This is a genomic window from Candidatus Nitrosocosmicus oleophilus (assembly GCF_000802205.1).
GTDB classification, from domain to species: domain Archaea; phylum Thermoproteota; class Nitrososphaeria; order Nitrososphaerales; family Nitrososphaeraceae; genus Nitrosocosmicus; species Nitrosocosmicus oleophilus.
The window spans coordinates 2,155,076-2,178,020 of sequence record NZ_CP012850.1; the positions used below are offsets into that span (position 1 = coordinate 2,155,076).

General features: G+C 35.0%; 24 protein-coding genes. 8 read left to right on the forward strand and 16 right to left on the reverse strand.

The annotated features are described in order from the left end of the window. The first annotated feature begins 557 nt into the window (after window positions 1–557). Both NMY3_RS10500 and NMY3_RS10505 read left to right on the forward strand, forming a co-directional pair. On the forward strand, window positions 558–1,451 hold the full coding sequence (locus NMY3_RS10500) for an IS5-like element ISThar1 family transposase (RefSeq protein ID WP_196815565.1): 894 nt from the start codon (window positions 558–560) through the stop codon (window positions 1,449–1,451). 557 nt (window positions 1,452–2,008) lie between these two features. After that, window positions 2,009–2,794, forward strand: coding sequence for an ABC transporter ATP-binding protein (locus NMY3_RS10505; RefSeq protein WP_196815812.1), 786 nt, complete (start codon window positions 2,009–2,011; stop codon window positions 2,792–2,794). Window positions 2,795–2,809: 15 nt separating this feature from the next. Here NMY3_RS10505 and NMY3_RS10510 read toward each other — a convergent pair whose 3' ends face one another. Further along, on the reverse strand, window positions 2,810–3,325 hold the full coding sequence (locus tag NMY3_RS10510; protein ID WP_231100016.1) for a hypothetical protein: 516 nt from the start codon (window positions 3,323–3,325) through the stop codon (window positions 2,810–2,812). Window positions 3,326–3,659: 334 nt separating this feature from the next. On the opposite strand from NMY3_RS10510, the gene NMY3_RS10515 reads away from it, so the two are divergent. Next, window positions 3,660–4,250, forward strand: coding sequence for an NUDIX hydrolase (locus NMY3_RS10515; protein WP_196815814.1), 591 nt, complete (start codon window positions 3,660–3,662; stop codon window positions 4,248–4,250). Window positions 4,251–4,267: 17 nt separating this feature from the next. Here NMY3_RS10515 and NMY3_RS10520 read toward each other — a convergent pair whose 3' ends face one another. The 7 genes from NMY3_RS10520 to NMY3_RS10550 form a co-directional block, all read right to left on the reverse strand. Next, window positions 4,268–5,308 (reverse strand): isocitrate/isopropylmalate dehydrogenase family protein, encoded by a 1,041-nt coding sequence (locus NMY3_RS10520; RefSeq protein ID WP_196815815.1) that lies wholly within the window; start codon window positions 5,306–5,308, stop codon window positions 4,268–4,270. Window positions 5,309–5,336: 28 nt separating this feature from the next. Then, window positions 5,337–6,866 carry a 2-isopropylmalate synthase gene (locus tag NMY3_RS10525; protein WP_196815816.1) on the reverse strand — a complete coding sequence of 510 codons (1,530 nt, stop codon included), beginning with the start codon at window positions 6,864–6,866 and terminating at the stop codon, window positions 5,337–5,339. Next, complete coding sequence (gene ilvN, locus NMY3_RS10530) at window positions 6,853–7,392, reverse strand: acetolactate synthase small subunit (protein ID WP_196815817.1); 540 nt, start codon at window positions 7,390–7,392, stop codon at window positions 6,853–6,855. Before ilvN ends, NMY3_RS10525 begins: the two co-directional genes overlap by 14 nt. 6 nt (window positions 7,393–7,398) lie before the next feature. After that, window positions 7,399–9,090: a biosynthetic-type acetolactate synthase large subunit gene (ilvB, locus tag NMY3_RS10535; RefSeq protein WP_196815818.1), complete on the reverse strand. Its 1,692-nt coding sequence runs from the start codon at window positions 9,088–9,090 to the stop codon at window positions 7,399–7,401. 194 nt (window positions 9,091–9,284) lie between these two features. After that, window positions 9,285–10,115, reverse strand: coding sequence for a 3-hydroxy-5-phosphonooxypentane-2,4-dione thiolase (gene lsrF, locus NMY3_RS10540; protein WP_425319351.1), 831 nt, complete (start codon window positions 10,113–10,115; stop codon window positions 9,285–9,287). A gap of 51 nt (window positions 10,116–10,166) precedes the next feature. Then, the gene (locus NMY3_RS10545; RefSeq protein WP_196815820.1) at window positions 10,167–11,195 is read right to left on the reverse strand and encodes an alcohol dehydrogenase catalytic domain-containing protein; all 1,029 of its coding nucleotides are present in this window, start codon (window positions 11,193–11,195) and stop codon (window positions 10,167–10,169) included. A gap of 49 nt (window positions 11,196–11,244) precedes the next feature. Beyond that, window positions 11,245–11,385, reverse strand: a complete 141-nt coding sequence (locus tag NMY3_RS10550) for a YHS domain-containing protein (RefSeq protein WP_196815821.1) — start codon at window positions 11,383–11,385, stop codon at window positions 11,245–11,247. A gap of 445 nt (window positions 11,386–11,830) precedes the next feature. Here NMY3_RS10550 and NMY3_RS10555 point away from each other — a divergent pair, with 445 nt between their 5' ends. From NMY3_RS10555 to NMY3_RS10565, 3 genes are read left to right on the forward strand one after another with little or no spacing between them, the layout of a single operon-like run. Further along, entirely contained in the window at window positions 11,831–12,922 is a 1,092-nt protein-coding gene (locus NMY3_RS10555; RefSeq protein WP_196815822.1) for an aldo/keto reductase, read from the forward strand. A gap of 30 nt (window positions 12,923–12,952) precedes the next feature. Next, window positions 12,953–13,888 (forward strand): prenyltransferase, encoded by a 936-nt coding sequence (locus tag NMY3_RS10560; RefSeq protein ID WP_196815823.1) that lies wholly within the window; start codon window positions 12,953–12,955, stop codon window positions 13,886–13,888. After that, window positions 13,866–14,771, forward strand: coding sequence for a biotin--[acetyl-CoA-carboxylase] ligase (locus tag NMY3_RS10565; RefSeq protein WP_196815824.1), 906 nt, complete (start codon window positions 13,866–13,868; stop codon window positions 14,769–14,771). Before NMY3_RS10560 ends, NMY3_RS10565 begins: the two co-directional genes overlap by 23 nt. Window positions 14,772–14,815: 44 nt before the next feature. On the opposite strand, the gene NMY3_RS10570 is transcribed toward NMY3_RS10565, so the two are convergent. The 5 genes from NMY3_RS10570 to NMY3_RS10595 form a co-directional block, all read right to left on the reverse strand. After that, on the reverse strand, window positions 14,816–15,202 hold the full coding sequence (locus NMY3_RS10570; RefSeq protein ID WP_196815825.1) for a hypothetical protein: 387 nt from the start codon (window positions 15,200–15,202) through the stop codon (window positions 14,816–14,818). A gap of 558 nt (window positions 15,203–15,760) precedes the next feature. Further along, window positions 15,761–16,360: a PsbP-related protein gene (locus NMY3_RS10575; RefSeq protein WP_196815826.1), complete on the reverse strand. Its 600-nt coding sequence runs from the start codon at window positions 16,358–16,360 to the stop codon at window positions 15,761–15,763. Between the two features lie 81 nt (window positions 16,361–16,441). Beyond that, on the reverse strand, window positions 16,442–16,750 hold the full coding sequence (locus NMY3_RS10580) for a DNA-binding protein (RefSeq protein WP_196815827.1): 309 nt from the start codon (window positions 16,748–16,750) through the stop codon (window positions 16,442–16,444). Between the two features lie 36 nt (window positions 16,751–16,786). Then, window positions 16,787–17,017, reverse strand: coding sequence for a hypothetical protein (locus NMY3_RS10585; protein WP_196815828.1), 231 nt, complete (start codon window positions 17,015–17,017; stop codon window positions 16,787–16,789). A gap of 353 nt (window positions 17,018–17,370) precedes the next feature. Further along, entirely contained in the window at window positions 17,371–17,823 is a 453-nt protein-coding gene (locus NMY3_RS10595) for an Lrp/AsnC family transcriptional regulator (protein WP_196815830.1), read from the reverse strand. Between the two features lie 171 nt (window positions 17,824–17,994). Here NMY3_RS10595 and NMY3_RS10600 point away from each other — a divergent pair, with 171 nt between their 5' ends. Next, window positions 17,995–18,498 (forward strand): hypothetical protein, encoded by a 504-nt coding sequence (locus NMY3_RS10600; RefSeq protein ID WP_196815831.1) that lies wholly within the window; start codon window positions 17,995–17,997, stop codon window positions 18,496–18,498. A 37-nt stretch (window positions 18,499–18,535) separates the two neighbouring features. Then, the gene (gene rpl12p, locus NMY3_RS10605) at window positions 18,536–18,847 is read left to right on the forward strand and encodes a 50S ribosomal protein P1 (RefSeq protein WP_196818544.1); all 312 of its coding nucleotides are present in this window, start codon (window positions 18,536–18,538) and stop codon (window positions 18,845–18,847) included. Between the two features lie 249 nt (window positions 18,848–19,096). Here the strand turns inward: rpl12p and NMY3_RS10610 are convergent, their stop codons facing one another. The 3 genes from NMY3_RS10610 to NMY3_RS10620 form a co-directional block, all read right to left on the reverse strand. Then, window positions 19,097–19,999: a 50S ribosomal protein L10 gene (locus NMY3_RS10610; RefSeq protein ID WP_196815832.1), complete on the reverse strand. Its 903-nt coding sequence runs from the start codon at window positions 19,997–19,999 to the stop codon at window positions 19,097–19,099. Between the two features lie 18 nt (window positions 20,000–20,017). After that, window positions 20,018–20,671 carry a 50S ribosomal protein L1 gene (locus NMY3_RS10615; RefSeq protein ID WP_196815833.1) on the reverse strand — a complete coding sequence of 218 codons (654 nt, stop codon included), beginning with the start codon at window positions 20,669–20,671 and terminating at the stop codon, window positions 20,018–20,020. Window positions 20,672–21,249: 578 nt separating this feature from the next. Then, the gene (locus NMY3_RS10620; RefSeq protein WP_196815834.1) at window positions 21,250–22,863 is read right to left on the reverse strand and encodes a YncE family protein; all 1,614 of its coding nucleotides are present in this window, start codon (window positions 22,861–22,863) and stop codon (window positions 21,250–21,252) included. Between the last annotated feature and the right edge of the window lie 82 nt (window positions 22,864–22,945).

The window sequence follows — 22,945 nt, forward strand, 5'->3', positions numbered from 1 at the left end:
TTGATCACCTAAAATTGTTAAGAAAATATAACTAGCATTCTTCGACCAAAAACCCTTAATCATTACCGCACTAAACATGAGTTGATAATTCCTGTAGGTCAAATCATTCTATGGAATCATTTTTCAATATAACTGTCTTTATGAAATTTCCATGAAATTAATATTACCTATGTTTATGCTTATAGTACTTGCACATCTATTTCTTCTATATTTACACGATATTTGTTCCTACACAATATTCCTTGAATTATCCTTGAATTCTGGGCATAATGAACGGGTTTTTTTGATGTTCAGGGGAAGTTGGTAAGGTAATATCGTTCGAATTTAATCCTCCGTTGCGACATTATCATCTATACGATATGAAGCCAACTCATCAATTTTTCGTATTCTACAATTAATTTGAATAAATAAATTCCATCATCAATATTTGGCATCATGGGGAAACTAGGATTCATAAATATGAAATAATCCAAGAATATCGTTGTAATATTTTCGGATCCAATCTGCTTTGTCGCCTAACTCAACATATTTAGCTGGAATGAACAGATTGATTATTTGTGATAGACTGGCCCTCTTACAATCGCTCATTAGTTCAACGCGGTGAGATCCTCTTCTCGTATGATTTCCTTGATGGTTGGGGTTCAGAGATAGAGAATATGAATATAAACAAAAAGGGTAAACCATTTGTATTTCCAGATTCTTTCATCTTGGCCATTGGTTACATTCGCTATTTATTTCACCTACCATACAGACAAACCCAAGGTATAATTAAGGCCACAGGAAAAAGGTTACCTGCTAATCCACCAAGTTATGGTCACATCTGTAAACGAATCAACAAGCTAAACATCGATATTAAAAGAGACAAGATGGATGACGATGATGACCTAATAATATCAATAGACAGTACAGGTATCAAGATTACTACCAGAGGTCAGTGGATGGATGAGAAATGGAATACACAAAATAGAAAAGGATATCTCAAGATCCACGTTGCTGTAGACATAAAGACCAGGAAAATCATTGCTTTGGAAGTGACAGATGAGAAGGTACATGATGGGAAAATGCTAAAGAAACTAGTCAATCATGTTTTGGATTCGAGAGAACCAAACACTGTAAAGATAAAATCGGTACTAGCTGATGGAGCCTATGATTCAAATCCAAACTTTGTGTATCTTGAGGACAAAAAGATCAATCCAGGTATAAAGGTAAGAAGGAACTCTATTGTTTCTCCTAAAAACAATAGGTTAAGGAACAACGAAGTAAAGTTACAAGCAAAGGATCTGTTGAAATGGAAGACAAAAAGAAAATACGGACAGAGATGGATATCTGAAACTGTGTTCTCAGCTATAAAGAGAATGTTTGGTGAATACACATCAGCAAACAGGTTTCAAAACATGGTAAAGGAGATCATGATAAAAGTATCATTGTATAACATTTTTAGAAGAATATAACATGATGATCATGATGATAACCGGAGAATAAGGAATTATGCAACAAAGCAGATCCAATCTAATCATATGGTGGTTTCATACGTTTTAATCAGCCAGATAAATATCTAAATCGTCATAATCTTGGCCACCATCTTTGGAAAATACAAATATTTCCCATGGTTGAAGGATCAAATTATTAGGGTGTCAAAAACTATGATAATACTCCTCAATGCTATTGGTATTGTCATTTCCAATAACTTTATAATCAAAATCGAAATTAATCTCTTTATCACTGTCTGATTAGATGACTGTGCAAAGGGCTTATTCATTAATTCCTATAGAATTTGAACTAATCCCATCTATAGTAGTACAACGGATACCCGAGAGTTTATTTGTAATGTTACCAATGGTAAAATTGTAAGCCAATTTGTCAAGGAATGGAGAATCGACTTGTAAATCCCCTTGATTTTGAATTAACGGTAGAATTGAAATAATCTTTTTATTTTGAGTCTTAAGTGAATTACTCGAAGTCCAAGCTTTAAATTATATTATTGAGAGTCCAAAGTACTTTAGTTTAATTGAGTAAATTGGAATTGAAAAATATAACAAAGTCTTTTTCAGTGAACTCATCTTCGGGTGAAAGGAGAAGAGTTTTAGCTGTAGATAATGTAAATTTATCAATTGAAGAGGGACAATTTGTGTGTTTTGTGGGTCCATCCGGATGTGGAAAATCTACCTTACTAAACATTATCGCAGGCTTAGATACACCATCTGAAGGAGAATTGGTACTTAACGGACAATCGGTAATTGGAACTGGCCCTGATCGAATTATGGTTTTTCAAGAGAACGCTTTATTCCCCTGGTTAACGGTTATCGACAATGTTGAATTTGGATTAAAAATGGTTGGAGTTGAAAAAGAAAAACGAAACAAAATCGCGTTACACTATCTTGAAATGATGGATTTAAGCAAATTCTCTAAATCTTATACTTATCAACTCTCGGGTGGGATGAAACAGAGGGTGGCAATTGCTCGTGCTTTAGTAATGGATCCTGACATACTGCTCATGGACGAACCCTTTGCTGCACTTGACTCCCAAACTCGTGATCTTCTATTAGTTGAACTTCAATTGATATGGGCCAAAACCAGAAAGACAATAATTTTTGTAACTCATAATATTTCTGAATCAATATGTCTGGGTGACAAGGTTGTGGTCTTCACAAAGAGACCGGCTCGAGTAAAGAAAGAGATCGAAATTGATTATCGGAGACCAAGGTTAACTGAAGATTCTAATTTATTTGAGTATAATAGACTAGTCCTAGATGAACTAAAGGGTGAAATAAGCCAACACAAAAGAACAATATGATAGACTTTTGCATTCCTAAGTCCAATTCTTCAAAACTTCGATCCCTTCATCAAAACTATTAGGCGAGGTTATTAGAATATGATCAGTTTCTTTATGAACTTCCTTTAAGAACCCAAGAAAGTTACCTTGATATTCACTCCAATCCAAACCTATCATGGCAGCTGCTCTTTCATTCTTTACCGAAGGGACCATGATGCAAGGGATAAGCTTGATGTGGTTGGGTTTCATTAGTTCTTTTAAATCTCTGATCTCTTGGATTGAACCTATTGATTGGGTGATAAACCTGCGTGGTTTTGAATTTATCTTTTTCTGGAATAGTCTCTGATTTGAAACCTTATTTGGTAGAGACAAATCGAGATCTATCAATTTGTCAAATCCTATGGAATTTAGGAGATTGACTGCATCTGTTGGATTTGATAGTGAATATCCTTTTTCTGATTCTTCAAATGCAGGTTTGTCACCTTGTATAAACAAAAGTCCACTAATTTTCAAAATAATGGCATCCGTTACCATTTGTATTATAGAATTCATATTCCTATCTCTTGTCCTCACGCTACAAGTGACATTCAAGCTTGTATTGGTTAGATTATTCATTATTACCTGTGCTCCATGGATACTCGAAAACCTAGGGATACCAAGTACCGAATCGGTTATATGGATGTAATTTGTGAAATTAGTTATAATTTTAGCCCTATTCAGGAATTTAATTAACTCTTGATTTAAAAGTGTAATGTCTATCCTATGATTATTTAATATTTTTGGAGGGTTTAACTCATAAATTAGATTCATTTTTTAGTTTAGTTAAATGAGCATGGTTACAGTAAAAAAAGGTTTTTTAGATAATATTATTATTTAGCTCCTAGTTTTGATTTCTGAAAAAGAATTCATTGAACTTGTCTTGGAGAAAAGCAACTCCTTAGAATATTTCAAAAATATTGATTTAACTGCAAAAGGTGAGTTCAAATCGGAACAATCTAGCGTCCTAGTCATAATTCATTTTAATCATGAATATAATCCAACCGTAATATTCACAAAACGAAGTTCAAATCTAAGGAATCATGCAGGTGAAATTTCCTTTCCTGGGGGTAGGGTTTCCAACCAGGACAGTTCTATAATAGAGACGGCAATAAGAGAGACTTATGAAGAAATAGGCCTCTCAATTCAAAAAGAAAAGATCTTTGGATCTCTTGCCCCCACAAATACATATACAACTAAGATACTCATCTATCCGTTTATTGTGATACTTGGTAAAATATCATTTCCACTGGAACCCAATGAAGAAGTAGAACAAGTAATTGAAATACCACTTGAAATTTTGCGTGATAGTATGACTATAGATGAGGACCATTCAAGCAGAGAAAATAAGATGTTTAAATTTAACGTCGATGGTTACTTAATCTGGGGGGCTACCGCCAGAATATTGAAAAATTTATTAGACATGATTTATGCTCATTAAGTAATTAATATCGGGTCTTAGTCATATCCAATATCAGTCAATAGATTGATGAATCTCTTGCTAAATTCTTTTGTTGACAACTTACCGCCTATATCAATAGTCTTGACATTCTTAATAAACAAATCATCAACTGCTTTCTCTATTTTGTTTGATTGAACAGTCAGATTATTATCCTTGTATTTTTCACCCAACCAGTCAAACATCATCTTGAGTGCAAGTATAAAAGAAGTCGGGTTGGCTACGTTCTTTCCTGCTATGTCAAAAGCTGCACCATGCACCGGTTCAAACATTGCAAAGTCCTTTCCAATATTTGCAGCAGGTGCTAATCCAATGCTTCCTGTAATTTGTGCAGCTTCATCTGATATGATATCTCCAAATAAATTTGTGGTTAAGATGGTGTCAAAACGATTTGGATTCCTAATTAATTCCATAGCACAAGCGTCAATGTACATTTGTTCAAATTCAATATTGGGATATTCTTTAGCTACCTCTCTTGAAGTATCTATGAAAAGTCTATCACTTAGTCTTAACACATTTGATTTGTGAACAATCGTTACCTTTTTTCCTTCTCTTGAATCTGCAATTTTAAATGCATGCTCTGCAATACGTTTAGATGCCTCTCTACTAATTTTCCTTAGGGAGATAACAGTATCGTCATCTGAATAAAATTCCCATCCCAAGTACAAATCCTCTGTGTTCTCTCTGACGGTAATTAGGTCAACATCCTTTGAGAATGATGGGATATTGGGGTAGTTTTTGGATGGTCTAACATTAGCATATAAATTAAAATATCTCCTTAGTACAAGGACAACGTCTGCGGCTGATTCCCCAACGGGAGATTTTAGACACGCTTGCGAGTTTTTAATCTCATTAAAGGTTTCATCAGGAAGGGGTTTGTTATATTTTAATTTTGCATTATCACCTGCTTCTACTCTTGAAATATTGAACTTTAGATTTGATGATTTGTCATGTATATTCACCAAAATGCTGTATACACATTCTGACAACTCAGGACCAATACCATCACCCTCAAGAAGGGATACATCATATGTAGTCATTCATATGTCTCTCATAATCAGCAAGGAGTTACTTGGTAGGCTCTCCACTTTGAATCATCTTTTTAAGCATTGTTTTATTTATAGCATCAATCATTGCCTGAACAGATGCCACGACTATATCTTCTCCAGATTTCCTAGCAGAAATAATGTTACCTTCCTTATCTTCTACTTTTACGGATACCTCGGCCAATGCATCTGAGCCTCCAGTAATTGAATCAAGCTTATATTCTCTTATTTTGATATTTGCAATACCGTGTGCAATAGTCTGTATGGCCTTTAACGCTGAATCAACTGGTCCGACACCAGTTTCAGAGGCGATAAAATCCTTGCCATGTATATTTAGTTTAACTACCGCGGTTGGGATAATATGCAGTCCAGTGACTATATGAAAATCATTAAGTTTAAAATTCTCATCGAATTTCTTGTTCTTTAAGACTTCTGATGCTATGGATAATAAATCAGAAGTAGTTATAGATTTTCCACCATCCGCGATCGATTTCTGTTTTTCTACAATTTCTTTGAGTTGCAAATCCGAAGCTGTAATTCCAAATTCATCGAGGATTGCTTTGATACCATGGGCACCAGCATGCTTGCCGGCTTGCATCCACCTCTTTCTGCCTACCAATTCAGGGCTAATGGGTTCGTAGGTCAAAGGATTATTGATTATTCCATGTGTATGTATGCCTGATTCATGCCCAAAGGCATTCTCCCCTATAATGGCCTTATTAGGCTGTACTATAATCCCCATAGCACTTGAAACAAATTTTGAAACATCATACAATTGTTCGGTTATGATATTATGAGGTATTTGATAAAGACACTGACATGCCATGACCAATTCTTCTAATGCCGCATTACCTGCTCTCTCCCCTAGCCCGTTAATTGTAACGTGTGCACAAGATGCACCCGCCTGAAATCCAGCTATGGAATTTGCAACAGCCAATCCAAAATCATTATGACAATGTACACTAACAGGTAATCCGGTTACGTCTGCAACTTCCGATACTAGTCTTGACATATACTGTGGTGTTGAATAACCTACGGTGTCAGGAATATCGATCCTATCAGCACCAGTTTCTGCAACTGATTTGAATATTTTGTTCAAAAATTGTATATCAGATCTAGTGGCATCTTCGGCGGAAAATTCTACGACTAATCCATGTTTTTTGGCATATTCTACTGCATAAATAGCTTTTTCCAAAACTTGTTCTCTAGTCATCTTTAATTTGTATTGTAAATGTATATCAGAAGTTGCTATGAATGTGTGAATATATTTCAAATCACTTTTGAGTGCGACATCAATATCATTTTGTGTGGTGCGTGCTAAACCACAGATTTCGGCTTTCAATCCTTGCTTCATGATTTTCCTTATAGCCTCCACCTCTCCGGGTGAGACTACAGGAAATCCAGCTTCAATTGTGTCCACTCCTAATTCGTCCAATTTCATTGCTATTTCTAATTTTTGATCTGGAGATACTGTTACTCCTGGGGTCTGCTCACCATCCCTTAAGGTAGTATCAAAAATTCTAATTTTCTTTTTGATATCAGAGGTGGTCATTTACAGCTCCCCTCGGTAATGCAGAAACACCCGTTCTGGCCACTTGGATTATCCCATAAGTTGATACAAGATTTTTGAATGCATCAATCTTGTCTGGGGTCCCGATTATTTCTACGGTAATAGTTTCGTTACTAATGTCCATTATGTTACCCCTGTATATGGAAGCAAAATTTGCAATTTCTATCCTAGTAGTGGGATCCTTGGCATTCATCTTGATCAGAGCTAATTCCCTGTATACAGCGTTCTCCTTGTTTAATACATTGATCTGGATAACATCAATCAACTTTTGTAACTGCTTAACCAATTGTTCTAGTGTCTTAACATCCGATACCGTGGTAATAGTCATCCTTGACAAATCAGGTTTTTCAGTAATTCCCACAGTAATACTTTCGATATTAAAATTCCTGGACCTAAATAAATTGGTGATTCTAAAGAGGACTCCGGGTTTATTTTCAACGATGACAGATAGAATATACAATTTGTTTTCATTGTCATCATCAAAAATTGCGTTCTTATTTTTTTGCATACTATATCATGCTCCAATAATCATATCCTTGAGCCCAGTTCCTGGAGCCACAAACGGGTATACGTCTTCATCCGGATCTATTGGAATATCGATTACGGTAGCGACGTCCGATTTAACGGCAACCTTAAGCGCCTTGTCTAATTCAGCCATTGAGCCTATTCTATACGCTTGCGCACCATATGATTCTGCCAGTTTGCAGTAGTCAGGACAATTCTTTTGATGCACCCCACTATATCTCCTATTATAAAAGGTTCTCTGCCACTGGGCAACCATGCCTAACATTTGATTATTTAGTAAAAATACAATAACTGGCAATTCTTCTAAGACAGAAACTGCAAGTGAATTTTCGGTCATATTAAACGATCCATCCCCTGCTATATCCACCACTGGTACGTTATTTCTTGCTGCTTTGGCTCCGATGGAGGCCGGAAATCCAAATCCCATTGTCCCCAATCCAGTGGAGCTGAAAAATGTCCCAGGCGAGATTACGTCAAAGTGCAACGATGCCCACATTTGGCACTGACCGACCTCGGTGGTTACAATTCCATCAGCAGGCAAGATCTCACGTAGTTTTTTTAACGCTTTCTTGGCAGTAATATCTCGAGAATAATCTTTGATACTATCTTCATAATAATTAACCAATTCCCTTTTTCTACCTAACCATAATTTTGAAATTTCGTCGTTGGTCTTGAAATTTTTTGGGATTAGCTTTATGAGACTCCTTAATGAAGATTTAACATCTCCAATTACCGCCGCATTCACAGATTTATTCTTACCAATTTCAGCCGGATCTACGTCAAAATGAATAACGTTGATATCCTTACCAAATTCATCAAATCTTCCCACAGTCCTGTCAGAAAATCTAGCTCCTATCGCAAGAATGCAATCTGCTTCTTGTACCATTTTATTAGCTTCAGCATGTCCATGCATACCTATGGGCCCAAGTGCCAGCGGGTGATTCTCAGGAAATGCTCCCTTTCCCTTGAAAGTAGTTACTACAGGTATTGAAAGCAATTCTGCTAACGTCTGTAATTCAGAGAAAGCGCCAGAAAGAATTACTCCTCCGCCAGCCATTATCATTGGTTTTTCAGCCTTAAGTATCATTTCACAGGCCTTGTTTATCTCGGACAAATCAGCATCAACTATAGGATTATAACCTCTAACTTTGATATATTCAGGAAAATCCATCCTTGTTACCTGTTGCTGTACATCTTTTGGAATGTCTATTAGTACCGGACCAGGTCTACCGCTCTCAGCTATATAAAATGATTTTTTAACCATTTCAGGTATCTCGTTTGCCACTCTTGGCTGAAATGCATATTTAGTAACCGGATTGGTAACGCCTATAATATCTGTCTCCTGGAAAGCATCCTTGCCAATCATAGGTAAAGCGACTTGACCCGTCACTGCAATAATTGGAGATGAATCTGCATATGCTGTAGCTATACCGGTAACAAGATTTGTGGCGCCAGGACCTGATGTTGCGAAACACACACCTGCCTTCCTCTTAATACGAGCATAACCATCAGCCATATGTGCAGCAGATTGCTCATGTCTGACCAAAATGTGTCTTATTTTAGAATCTACCAAAGCATCGTATATTGGTAGATTTGCTCCGCCAGGAAGGCCAAATATATAATCTACCTTTTCTTTTTCCAACGCGGCCATTAAGGCCGCCGCACCAGACATTTCATTCATCATTAATACAACTCATATTAATCAAATCTAAAATTATAATAGTAAAAAACCTTTAACATGTAATATTTTTCTATTTGCTATATCACAATTTATTGTTTTAATTAATCCCATTCACTATTTATAAACAAAGTTAATTTATAAATTTTGTTAGGTCAATAGGAGCTATATTTGATTGTTGACCGGGTTATAATTTACTAAATCGATACTGATTTATTCCTTGATTTTTTTCTAATTTCTTCTGTCATGGTGGACGTGTTGACATACTGATCATAAGCTTCTTTTACCGTAGAATTTTCATGCACAATGGCTCTGACTGCCTTTAACATTGCAACTGGATTGTCCGATTGCCAAATGTTTCTACCCATATCAACCCCAGAAGCTCCATCTTCGAGTGCGTCAAAGGTCAGTTGAAGTGCTTCCCTTTCTGCCAATTTTTTACCACCTGCAATAATTACTGGGACTGGACACCCTTCAACGACTTTATTAAAATCGGGACAGTGATATGTCTTTACAACATGAGCACCGAGTTCAGCGGCGATCCTACATGCTAAAGCTAAATAACGGGAATCTCTAGCCATTTCTTTACCTACGGCTGTAACCGCCAAAACTGGTATACCATATTTCTCGCCCTCATTAACTAATTTTGAAAGATTCTTTAAAGTTTGAAATTCATATTTGCTCCCTACAAATATAGATAATGCAAGACATGATGCATTTAGTTTAATAGCCTCTTCTATAGAGGTAACTATGGTTTCCTTTGACAGGTCCTCTCCTATTATGCTAGAACCCCCTGATACCCTAAGTACTATCGGAGTATTACTTTCAGGAATTACAGATGTTCTCAGAACACCACGCGTGAGCATTAATGAGTCGGCATAGTTTAATAATGGACCGATGGTTTCTCTTGGATTTTCTAGTTTCTCGGTGGGACCCAAAAAGTAGCCGTGATCTACAGCCAACATTACACAGCGACTATTGCTGGGCTTTATTATTTTAGAAAGCCTGTTTTTCATTCCCCAATCCATTTTTTATACTGCTTGTAGTTTATTGAAATGCTATAAAAATATTGGTAAAGATTAACCAGCAGTAATAATGATCTTCATCGAGTCTTTGGCTTGGTGTGCATGCAATAATGCTTTGTGAGAATCTTGTAATGGAAACCTATGAGTAATTAACGGTTCAAAATTAATGATCTTGGCTTCCATTAGACCAATCGTTTGGTGTATTTCCTTTTCAGATGCAGCATAGCTTGGCAATATTTTTAATTCCTTCGAATAAATCAAATTCAAATCAATATTAACTTCGGTATCTTTCGGGGGTACACCAAAAAGAGAAATTGTGCCACCCCTACGTGTTATACTTAAGGATTGAATGAATGCATTGATGTTGCTAGTAGAGACAACGGATACATCTGATCCATTATTACCAAGAAATTTTATTGATTTCCTTTTGAATTCATCTTCTTTCATAATAGCCACGTTCATGACTTCAACATGTTGATCAATTTTCTTGGCAAATTCTAGTCGGAAATTATTAACATCGATTAGTAATATCTTTGAAGCGCCAAAAAACCTTGCCAATATCATATGCATTAGACCAGTTGGCCCAGCCCCATATATTGCAACAGTAGATGCCTTCTTTAATTTTATTTTATCCAAAGATCGCAAGCAACATGCAATTGGTTCAATCAAAGCAGCTTGGTCAAAATTAATATTGTCAGGAAGTCTAATAAGTCCTCCTTTTGAGAGATTCCAATGAGGTACAAGTATAAACTCAGAAAGCCCACATGGATCAATATTACTTTTTTGATACTTTTCACACATCGTAAAATCGTCGTTATAACAAAAATGACATGAATAACAAGGTACATGATGGTGAACAAAAACTCGGTCGCCTTTTTTAAAGTCTTTAATATTCGAGCCTAATTTAACAATTTCACCTGCAGGTTCGTGTCCAATTCTTGAAGATTTCATCCCATATTTACCAAAAACCTTTTCCAAGTCAGATCCACAAATGCCGCATGCCCTCATACGTACTAGAACTTCGTTCTTACCAACTTTGGGTAAATCAATATTCCTTAATTCTACCTTGTTTTTAACAAGCACTGCCGCCTTCATACAATATTAATGAATGGGAATGTTCAATAAAATTTTATTATTTTGAATACTTTTTTGGCTTTTTTTGAAATATTTTTTTACACCCTTCACAACAAAAATATATTTTTTTATCCTTATAATCAAGGATCGTTGCTAAATCTTCACTTAGTTCAATTCCACATACAGGGTCTACTTGCACAGTTAAAAAAAAAATATCTAGGTATTTATTATTTCCTAACTTACCTTATCTATATCTATATTTTTCATTTATTTTATCATTAAGTCAACGTTAGTTAACCACCTCTGAATTTATAATCTCAAAATTTAATGAAATTGATGTCTTGTCCGATTATTGAGATATTTTGCTATCAGTGCGGAAGCAAAATAAAACATATGATAAACGTAAAGCCTATTAAAGATATTTTGAGAAATACGAGAAATAGATGCTCAACTTGTGGTATAGAACTTAACCCAACAGATTTCACGATAGATTTAGAAAAACAATAAATTAATCATTTCAAATAGCAAAGATTAATTCATGAAACATAGATAATTTTAAATTCGTATCTATTTCAACCTAGGATGTGTCATTTCAAAGGAAATTCTACTCAGGTTTTGCAACATCCAAAGGCACAACAAGGTATATGGATAACGCATTAAAAAAGGGCGTAAGCAGATTTCATTTCAAAAACGTAGAAAATTTGAAACTTTCATCTGTAGGTATGGGTACCTATCTTGGGAACCTATCGGCACGAGACGATGCTGACCTTGAAAACTCTCTACATTATAGCATAAAGGAAGGAGGGATAAATGTGATCGATTCATCCATAAATTATCGCTCAATGCTATCTGAAAAATGTATAGGCAGAGCTATATCTAACTTGATTGAAGAAGAGGTCATTGACAGGGAAAGTGTATTTATTTGTACTAAGAATGGATATGTAACTAATGATGGGGATTTGAGTAAAGTGGATATCGATTCATATTTAGAGCTAATGTTTCTCAATAATAAAATCATATCTCGTTCCGACATAAGTCCTTCGTATCACATCATGAATCCAAATTATATTTCTAAATGCATAGACAAGTCATTGTGTAATATGGGGCTCAAGACTATTGATTTGATTTACATTCATAATTCATTCGAAAGTTGGTGTAACATAGTTGATAAGTCTACTTACTATGAAATGTTGTCTCGAGTTTTTCAGTTATATGAAGATTTCAGGCAAAAAGGCAAAATTAATTTTTATGGAATGGCTACTTGGAATTGCTTTACCTCAAAAGAAAACAGTAAGGGTTACTTATCCTTAAAGGAGGTTATAAAAATAGCAAACGATGTAGGTGGCAGTAACAACGGTTTCAAATTTATTCAATTGCCCTTCAATATGTATCTTAACGAACCCTATACATTTAAGAATCAACCTACGGAAACCTCCAGCAAAGCAACTTTACTGGAATCATCCCAAAAATATGGAATCCATGTTTTTACTAGTGTACCACTGTACCAGGGCAAGTTACTTGGTGCAGTACTGGACAAATCTCCTTTAGACAATCTCCCGGCAATGTCTCTAAAATTATTACAATTTGTTCGGTCTACACCGGGGATTGTCGCCCCCCTAATCGGACAAAAGAAAACATCGCACACAATAGAGAACACAATGATATCTAAATACCCCACTCTAAATGAGATTGAATATAATTCAGTGACTAGTATTCTAAGAAAATCAGATCAATGAATTTATCAACTTTCTAATTGGCACCAGAGGATGATTTTTAAACTAGATATATGGTTGAGGGCAATAAGGTTCAGATTTCTTGCTGCCTCAGCCATAGCCGTCACTTGTGGGTTAGCACTGACAATATGGTATCAACCACAGAATTTTAGTTTAATTTATGCTATCCTAACATATATCGGAATTTTTTGTCTACACTCTAGTGTTGATTTGCTAAATGACTATTGGGATTTTAAGAGAGGCATAGACTTGAAAACCAGAAAAACAAAATTTAGTGGTGGAACCGGGGTTTTGCCAGAAGGTCTCTTAAAACCACGTCACGTTTATCTGGCAGGCATAGGCTTTCTCATTTTAGGATTGATGATAGGAGGTATTTTTGTTTATTTTAAAGGATTTGTTATTGCCCTCATACTCTTATTCGCTGCATTGTCAATAGTTCTCTATTCGAGTAAATTGGTTAATTGGGGATTGGGGGAATTATTTGTAGCGGCTAAAGGAGCATTAATTGTGGTTGGGACCTTTTATGTTCAAAATTTCAGTATTACTTTAGAATCCGTAGTACTTGGGATCATAACTGGTTTGTTATCTTCATTGGTTCTATTCATAAATTCAGTGCCCGACATTGTTCCCGACAGGCAAATGGGACGTAAGACTCTGGCCATAATGATAGACAAAAGGAGCAATCGATTCATTCTCATGTTTGTCGTTGGAACAATTGTTGGGATATACCTCTTGACCATGGTTTTTTTTTCAACTTTGATAAATAGTTATTATTCAGTAATTCCTTGCATTTTGCTTATACCATATGTAGTGCTAATGTTGTATAGATTCAAATATTTTCTCTACAATTTTAAGCGGCTTAATAATGACTATTACATAAGAATAATGGCTAATACCGTGCTCTTTTCCAGGTTTTTTGGGATTTCTCTAATTATAGGGATTACCTTTGCCTTTTTATATCAAACATAGGACAGTCCAGAGTAAATTGATAAAGATTTTGTGCTCTGACATGGATAAATTCAGGTTCATATCCAAACTGATAAATTCCATGGACAAATCTACAATTTTTAACCAATTCTTTTACTTTGATAGTCTCAAATCAACTCAAGATTTCGCACATGAATTATTAAAAAGTCATAGTAATTTCTATCCATCAGTAATAATTAGCGATATTCAGATTGGAGGTAAAGGTAGAAAGGGTCCGAATTGGGCATCTCCCAAAGGTGGAATTTGGATGTCTTTGGCACTGGAGACTGATTTGAAAACCCAAGAGTTATTTCGAATTCTAATGTTGGTGACTAGATTGCTTTGTCAGACCTTGGAAAATAATACCAGATTAATATCGATGGTGAAATGGCCCAATGACATTATGATTAATGGTAAGAAAGTTGCAGGCATATTGTTGGATGCCGAAGTCGAGAGTAATAGTATATGCCAAATAATTATTGGAATAGGGGTGAATTCCAACAATGATTTGGATTTTACCAAGCAAATGGTAAAAGACAGGAATAGCGGAATTTATGATTATGACATTACAACCGTCAAATATGAAAACCAAAATATAGGAATTTCAAATCATGATTTTATCCAGTATTTCTTAAAAAGCTTTGATGATGAATTTCAAAAATTGGCCTCAAGCGAATTCATAGAGGAACTAACAATTTATTATAAAAACAAAATAATGGAATCACAGAAGCATTTAAGATATAGGTTTTCGATAGGTGGCAATAAATTTAGTGGGGAAATAAGAAAGATATACAATGACGGGTCATTGCTTGTAAAGAATCTAGAGTTCGGCCACAACGATGATTTGGTTAGAATTAATTCGGTTTATGATTTAAGCCAGTCTTAAAGCCAGAATTTTTGTACCGGGTTTAGACTCAGGATCTCAAAATCCTATGATCCTATCATGCCTGGCATCTTGATGGGTGACCTAAACGCTTTATCGATGCTTATCCCTTCTCCTGTAAATACTGAAACAGTGTTTAAAGGAGCGCCCTGGGGAGGAGATAAGATAACGGTTTGACCAGGTTCAATCCTCAACAAATTCTCAGTCAAATTCTTGTTGTTATCATATACTACGTATATGTCATTTAATGCCAACTTTCCAGTATTTTTTAAGACCACTCGGGAATTGACCAACAGAGACTCCGGGTCCTTTAACGCATCTACGTCTAGAGAATAATCTTTAAACGGTACAAAAATCAAAACATTGTAAATAACGACTACTAAAACAACTACAATCAATGCAATCAGTATTAGTTCCACTTTTTTGATCTTCAATACCATAATTCTACTTGATATATTTTATAAAAAAGTATTCCTTTTTGATTATTTATTAGCCCTGTTAATAATAGATCAATTTTTTCTGAGTTAAATTAATCATAATTATGCAAATTTAATATAACATGGCGTGTTGATATTTATCACACTAGAAAATAGAAGTGGCGTTCAAATTATTTACGCATTTTAAATATGAAAGTCAAATCAGTTTTTTCAACCTGTTTCATATCCTAATACACCCTGGGTAATAGACCTTATCTTAAAGCATGATGTAGGGTCCGAATATTTGCAAGATTCTATAGACAACCTCATAAATGATTTACGTGGGTGGTCCCATTGGGCTTGATGAGATCAAATTGGGAATTAGATTTGTATTCGGGACTTCTCACCTTCCAAAAGGGACCGGTTAAAGTCCAAGGAATTTTACACAGGGCACTAGAGTGCAAAATTGATAACTTTAAATATGAATTACTTTTATTAGTAGTTACATCGACCAAACCGAAGGGGAACATGTTTAGCGCATTGATAAAAGCAATGCGCTAAACAATTATTTGATTATTATCCAGGTAAGAATTTAAATGACTTTATCATATCGTTTGCCGTATTTTCAAAGGTATTGTATTTATCCAATGAAGCTTTGTATGTGATAATGTAAATATTCTCATAATTGGAAACTACAATTTGCATTGCCTTGCGATTTTGTAATTTACTGTCCGTTGCTGTAAAAACTACTTTCGCAGCCTTCTTTCCGTCCACTGTAAAAGTATCAGAAGTTTCCAATTTGAAATCTTTATGTTCTTTTTGAATTTGGGATATAATGCCTTTTGATGCAGAATCGGCAGATATGTTTTTTCCTGGAGTGGGAACTACTTTGACCACGATTCCAGCCGGACTACTTACCGAATCTTTGTCCTTAGGGGCAATCAGTATTATTTCATTGTTTAGCTTTACAGATTTTTCCCAGTTATTAGGATAGTCAATTGCAAAATGAAACTTATTGTCTGTATGAGTTAACATTGGCTGATTTTGAGTTTCGAAAAATAAACCAAAAATCAAAAGATCCTTACCAGATAACTGATTTAAATGAAACAAAAATACAAGTATAACCACAGAAATCAAGATATTTCCGATGGATTTTTGTAAATATTTGTGGGACATCGTCATATTATCATACTTTTCAAGTAATTATTAAATATTCGAAAAATTATACGATTAGACTGTTGAAAAAGTAACAATAATTTACTTTGATCTTGAAATTGATACCTCTATTGTAGAGACATTTCTAGGTTTATCATCTTCAGTGCCAGTAAGAACATCCGACCCTAACTTTACTTTTTCTACCCTATAACCTAGTGTATTCATTCTTTTCACTATTATTTGAGCCACATCTACTGCCCTTGTGATGCTTTTCCCTCTTGCTTTTATGACGACAGTTGGCTCATTAGCTAGTTGGACTAGAGTTGCAGTAACATACGTCATTAGTGGTTTTTTCCCGATAAAAATTTCATTGCTTTTTCTATTTCCAGATTCGTATTTGCTATGAGACATTAAATATCATGCAAAATTCAATAATATAATAGTATATCACTTATCTAGCTCTTCCAAAATTTCAATTATTTTATCAGGATTTAGCATTGCCTTTTCTACAGTGCTCTTGTCGGTAATTTCATAACAATTAATTAACTCATTTTCATCCTTGTAGAATAGGAAAATTGAATTATCATAAATAATCGGGTATAGCTTTTCAATGATCATAATTTCAGGATTAATCTTTATCTTGTTTTCTACATCAATTTCTACGGGGTTTTTACTCATCTTAGCTCACAAAAACAAATCATAGCGACAAATCTATTATTCTAGCTTTCAATTGCATAAAATGTAAAAGATTCGTGCTACTTGTTTACAAATAGTAGCTCGCCGACTAACTTTATTATAAATCCAATCCCACCTACAGCTCCTATAGCCAATAGTACCAATCTTAGATGAGTGAAATAATCGTCCTTGCTTGTTTTTTTTGCTAATTTAAGAGTCTGAAAAATCTCTCCTATTCTTTTTTGGATTTTATCGAGTATTTTTTGGAACGAGAACAATTGATTTCTAAGATTCTAAATATTTCATTATAATTTTAATATTTCTAATTTCAAAACCCGATTCATCATGACCACAACTCATCCAAAATTTTGATTACTAGTTTGTATCGAATAAACTGGTTCCTTATCTGTTCTTTGCATCTCCACGAAGGTCTCTGTAGCTTGTATGCCTTCTATTTTCCCGATTCTCTCTATTACTACCTTGTGAAGTTCTTCTAGAGTTCTTGTATTTACCGACAGTATTATGTCGAAACGACCAGTAACTTCTATGAGTGACCTTATTTCTGGGATTTTGATAAGTTCATTATGGATGGGTTCTTTTAATTTTGGATCACGATTTATGCCGACTGTTGCCTTAATATTAATACCCAGCTGTGATTCATTTATGATAACAGTAAATTTTCTGATAAGTTCTCGTTTAGTAAGCCTTTTGATTCTGCTGTACAAAACTGAGGAGTTAATGTTTAATTTCTTACTTAGCTGGGGGATTGAAATACTTGCATCTTTTGTCAATTCTGACAAAATTTTCATATCTAAATCATCGAATCTTTGCAAGATTGACTCTATCATATAATTATTGGTTACATTAATAAATGTAATTAAATAATTTGCTTAAAATCATAAATATATTTAAAAAATCTAGTATCTTTTTTTATCAGATCATTAGTAAATATTATATTATTAGATCGATAACTTTTCAACATGTTTGGAAAGTCTAAGTTAAAGCCCGGTAATTTTGTTTTTGTAGTAAGAAGAGATGAAAATTCAAATTATGTGATAATAGGCAAGATTATTTCTGATCATGATAAAGTAATAAGAATTAAGGGTACTTTCCTAAAACCAGTTGGCCTGCTTGAAAGAATTAGGTCGGGAAGGGCTCAAGGAAAACCAATTGAAGCAATAAACAATCCGGAGCCTAATAATTGCATTTTCTTTATTATTGATAGGCTGGATACTGGAGATTTCGAAGACATTATTGACCCGAAGATCGATAAGGTAATCCCAATAAATGAGAATAGATATTTTGTACTGGATGGTTGGATTAAAGAAAGCTTGGCAGAATTGTTTAGTAATTACTTTAGTTCAGCATCAGAGGAAGAGAGGTCACAAGCAAGAACAATGTTGATAAAAAAAATGAATTCTTTGATGTCTCAGGAATTAAAGGAGCATGTTTATGCGGTTGCACGTAGTTCACGAATTTTATAAAGTTTTATATTATGGACTCGTGAAATTTTCTTTTATCATGGAATATGTATATGCTGCTTTATTATTACATAAATTAAAGCAAGATGTCAATGAAGATAATGTAAAAAATGTAATTAAATCAACAGGTGTAGAACCAGATGAAGTTAGAGTTAAATCATTGGTTGCTGCCTTAAGTGAAGTTAACATTGAGGATGCACTAAAGGCTGCTCCAATAGCTGCCGCTGCCCCAGCAAGCGCACAAGCTACTCCAGCTGCTTCAGGCTCAGGAGCCCCAGCAAAAGAGGAAGAAAAGAAGGACGAGAAGAAAGAAGAAGAAGCATTAGAAGGCTTATCTTCACTTTTCGGCTAACCTTTATTCTTTTCTCTATTTTAGTATTATTATTTTATCCTATCATTTTGTACATGTCTAATCTAGTATCCTAATCTCTAAGGCTTACAAGTGATAAATGAACCAAAAAGATAACTGATATCCTAGCCTTCGTATTTGTGATATCCTAAATGTAAAATCTAGGACCTAAAAAGAGACCAGATCTAGATTTAGAAAAATAAATAAACAGTTTTGAACTCTAGCAAGATTTGTAATATAAAAAAATATGGATCAGTTAGTGGAAGAAAAGCCCTTGGAATCTAACTGGCGAGCCAAACTTGAAGCAATTGCATTAGCTTTGAGCATTACCAGTTCAATCGTGTCAGGCGAAGTATACCCAGATTCTGAAGCTAGGGACAATGCATGTTGTTTTGCCTTTGAGAGTATTAATGGCATTGATTCCTCTGTAAAGTATACTGCTTCTACTGATAGGGACAAAGCCTCCTGGAAGGATTTTACTAACTCTTGAACATAATCTGATACTACTATCTTTAGATCCTTTTCCTTAAACTCAAGCCCTTCAGAAATCGCAAAATTAACTGAAACTCCTGCTTCGATTGGTTTTACATCCAATTTACTTAACAAAGCTGCTAACTTTTGGGGGATAACATCACCGGCTCTAGCGACAACCGTGTCCTTAGAAACCCATATCGTGCCTTGATCAATTTTGGTGGGGACATTAGATTCTTTGAATTCCGATAATACTGGACCTGGATTTATTCCTGTATTACCAGCAGGAATGACAAGTTCGTTGGGAGCAATATCACCGCCTTTGGCTGCCATGAATATCTTGTTTTTATCAAATGTTAAATTCATTTTAAATGGGCTAAGGTTGGTAAACATCAATGCGCACTGGCCTTCTAACTCTTTATTGAGGAATTCCAATCCTTTAACATCCTTAAAAATCTCTTCAAAGGCCCTCTGAGCAACCTTGTTTTTTATGGTAATTATCTTTATCTCACTTCTGAATTTTTTTCTAATTGCCATAAGCTGAGCAGATCTCACTTTTGTCATCCTCGAAAGTGCGATTACGTTATAAGATTTTGCTAAATCTTGCAAAGTTTGATATAAATTGACTTTCCTTTCTGGATATGATGTTCTTCCTAACTTATTGATGATGGCTGTTTGACTCATTATGATAATCCCTGTCGTTTATTTTCCAAGGGTACTTGCTTTTAATGCTTTACCCATAGTAAATTTAATTATAGCGTTCCTAATGTTCTTGTCTCCTTGCGGTAGTTTCTTTTCAACTGAAGCAATGACCGCACTAGCATTTGCTACAAGCTGCTCATCAGTCATTGATTCATCTCCTATTTTTGTTGACATGTTTAATTGATTTTTGGATCTTATCCTTGTCGATGATCTCAACCTTGATGCTATGTTTTCAATAGGGGCACCATAGGGAACAGGGGTGGGCATTTTACCTTTTGGACCCAAAAATTGACCTAACGATCGACCAACAGATGACATCAAAGTAGCATCTGCGAGGAAAAAGTCATAAGAGCGAACGATTTTTCTAGCTTCTCTCCGATTTGTCCCAATCCTATCTAAAGTATCAGGTTCCATCACCTGATCAACACCAGCTTTCTTTGCTCTTAACCCCATGTCTCCAGTAGCAAGCATACAAAGTGAAGATCCTTTCTTAGTTGGATTAGGCAATACTACTATTTCGTTGACACTAAATCCTTTTTTGACATCAATATCTTTTAATACTAAAGTTATTTCAGCCGATTGAGCAAAATTTCTTTTTGGAGTGGCCTCTCTTGCCTTTTTTACAAGCTCCTTTAATTGATCATTGTTAAACATGAATATATAATGTAGACGTGCAAAGGCCATTTAAAATCGTTTTTACGACAATTGAAATGTAATGTTATTGTCACTCACCTACCTTTACTGTATACAGCCTTTTTTCAACCTTTTCAAGTTAACCTCCTTCCCCATAATTACTCTCAACGTCGCATACACGACCAATCCTATGGGTTCGACAATACCATATTCTATCTACTAATGGAAATGGCAACCGACCAATCAACTCAAGGGATACTGACCACTCTGTTATTTACTCATGTAAATAGAAATATTGGTACGTTATTCCTTGCAATTAAATAACTACAACTTTTATGAGATAAGGGCCTTCCTATCTAATCTTTATGTTAGGCATAAACAAATGAGAACAAGTTAAGTAACCATACCTGTAGTTTTTCATTCTATTTTTAATAATAGGATAAGGTTGAATGCCATCCTTCCCCGAACTCTAATTTTTTAGACCCAAAACATTCTTTATTTATAGATTAACACTCAACAAATATCAAACTATATTTTTTTGATTAAATATCACTCGTGCATCAGACAAGGAAGTTTTGATCTCCAAATAGCCTCGACCATTATAGGTTACTAATTTTATTTATGTAATTGATCAGTCTTTTATCAAGAAAATCAAATTGAAAATCGGTAAGCGAGCCCCGTCTGTATGTATTAAATATGTCTCTCCTAAGGTTTTCTAATTTGATAATGCTTTGGGTTTTGTCACCTACGTCAGCATCTTGTATGGCTTTATTAGTTATCTGAATTAATTTGTTAAACTTTCTTCTTTGTCCACCCTTAAAAAACCATCCAAGTAAGACAGAAGCCATGCCTGTTATGCCTCCTATTAGGAAGATATATTGTTCAGTCGAAAGTGTTGGTCTAAAATTTGCAACAATGTTGCCATATTCGCTTGAATTGAATTTTAACGGGTTTTCAGTGCTGAGTGTGAGTCCTGACCAAGAATCAAATGTGTATCCTCTTTCAGGCACTGCCGTGCAGGTTGCCTCATTGTCTGTTGTAATAATTGTAGAATTTTGATTCAAATTTTTTATACCATTGCACTCTATGAACCCAGAATTTTCGGGATTAGTCTGAAATCCTATCCTTACTATCCTTTCATCTTCTTTTCCGTCAATTACTGAAAGGGTATTGGAAGCAGTGTTTGTGACGTAGACTAGGTTCGTTAGGGGGTCTATTGCCACGAAACTTGCAATCAATGGGAATTTTATGTTAGTGGGAATCGTAGAAGGATATCCTTCTCTTTTGGTAATAGAGGAAGGGTTTACTGGGATGTCTTTTATTTTCTCTAGGGATGTTTCGTTTATTACGCTTACAGTATTGGATCCTATATTGCTTACATATACCTTGTTTGAAACCGGGTTTATTTTTACACCGACTGGAAACTGACCAGTCTCAATGGTCTTTATCACAGTACCATCAGTTCCATTTATCACAGAAAGCGAGTTTGAAGCGTAATTTGTAACATAAACAAGGTTTCCTTTCTCATTAATGTCAATTCCTACCGGGGAATTACCTGCTGGGATGTTTTTAACAAAATTATACCTATCTTCATCCATTAACGTGATAGTCGAATTAGCAATATTTGAGACGTACAGTTTATCTGATATGGGTTCAATACCAATACCATACGGAGTACTTATCCCGCTTATTGTTCTGATGACCTTATTGGTTATTCCGTCAATGACAGAAATTGAGCTTGAATCAATATTTGTAACATATACCCAATTGCTTGATTGATCCACAGCAACTTGGACTGGGGATTTGCCTACTGCAATATTGTCAATAACTGAATCTGTAGAACCATCGATCACCGTAACGTCGTCAGATCCTCTGTTTGTCACATAAATTCTATTATTAAATTGATTTGCGTCTATACTATATGGAAATATGCCCGTCTGTACAGTACTAATGAGTTTATCCGTTTTTGCGTCAAATACCGAAACTGTATTGGAATACTGATTTGCTACATAGATTTTACTAGTAAATGGATTCAAGGTTATTCCTACTGGGTAGCTTCCTGTGCTGAATCCCGAAATGAAATTCTTGTCTACCCCTTGAGCTAATGCCATATTGTTTGCGAATATTTTGCCTTGGTCAATATTCATCCGTTCAGACAAAATCTGTCTGTCTACAGCAGAGGGAGGATCAAAGTAAATTTGTAGATTTACCAAGGTTAAAAAAATAAATGAGATGAAAATAAGCAAGCAAGAGTTCATGTATTGACTTTGACGCAATCAATTATAATTTTTTGTA

Bases quoted from the DNA above. Each gene is read 5' to 3' on its own strand.
- NMY3_RS10510 (WP_231100016.1), bottom strand. From the start codon at position 3,325: ATGAATTCTATAATACAAATGGTAACGGATGCCATTATTTTGAAAATT.
- NMY3_RS10520 (WP_196815815.1), bottom strand. From the start codon at position 5,308: ATGACTACATATGATGTATCCCTTCTTGAGGGTGATGGTATTGGTCCT.
- NMY3_RS10525 (WP_196815816.1), bottom strand. From the start codon at position 6,866: ATGACCACCTCTGATATCAAAAAGAAAATTAGAATTTTTGATACTACC.
- ilvN (WP_196815817.1), bottom strand. From the start codon at position 7,392: ATGCAAAAAAATAAGAACGCAATTTTTGATGATGACAATGAAAACAAA.
- ilvB (WP_196815818.1), bottom strand. From the start codon at position 9,090: ATGAATGAAATGTCTGGTGCGGCGGCCTTAATGGCCGCGTTGGAAAAA.
- lsrF (WP_425319351.1), bottom strand. From the start codon at position 10,115: ATGGATTGGGGAATGAAAAACAGGCTTTCTAAAATAATAAAGCCCAGC.
- NMY3_RS10555 (WP_196815822.1), top strand. From the start codon at position 11,831: ATGGATAACGCATTAAAAAAGGGCGTAAGCAGATTTCATTTCAAAAAC.
- NMY3_RS10560 (WP_196815823.1), top strand. From the start codon at position 12,953: ATGATTTTTAAACTAGATATATGGTTGAGGGCAATAAGGTTCAGATTT.
- NMY3_RS10575 (WP_196815826.1), bottom strand. From the start codon at position 16,360: ATGTCCCACAAATATTTACAAAAATCCATCGGAAATATCTTGATTTCT.
- NMY3_RS10580 (WP_196815827.1), bottom strand. From the start codon at position 16,750: ATGTCTCATAGCAAATACGAATCTGGAAATAGAAAAAGCAATGAAATT.
- NMY3_RS10585 (WP_196815828.1), bottom strand. From the start codon at position 17,017: ATGAGTAAAAACCCCGTAGAAATTGATGTAGAAAACAAGATAAAGATT.
- NMY3_RS10595 (WP_196815830.1), bottom strand. From the start codon at position 17,823: ATGAAAATTTTGTCAGAATTGACAAAAGATGCAAGTATTTCAATCCCC.
- NMY3_RS10600 (WP_196815831.1), top strand. From the start codon at position 17,995: ATGTTTGGAAAGTCTAAGTTAAAGCCCGGTAATTTTGTTTTTGTAGTA.
- rpl12p (WP_196818544.1), top strand. From the start codon at position 18,536: ATGGAATATGTATATGCTGCTTTATTATTACATAAATTAAAGCAAGAT.
- NMY3_RS10610 (WP_196815832.1), bottom strand. From the start codon at position 19,999: ATGAGTCAAACAGCCATCATCAATAAGTTAGGAAGAACATCATATCCA.
- NMY3_RS10615 (WP_196815833.1), bottom strand. From the start codon at position 20,671: ATGTTTAACAATGATCAATTAAAGGAGCTTGTAAAAAAGGCAAGAGAG.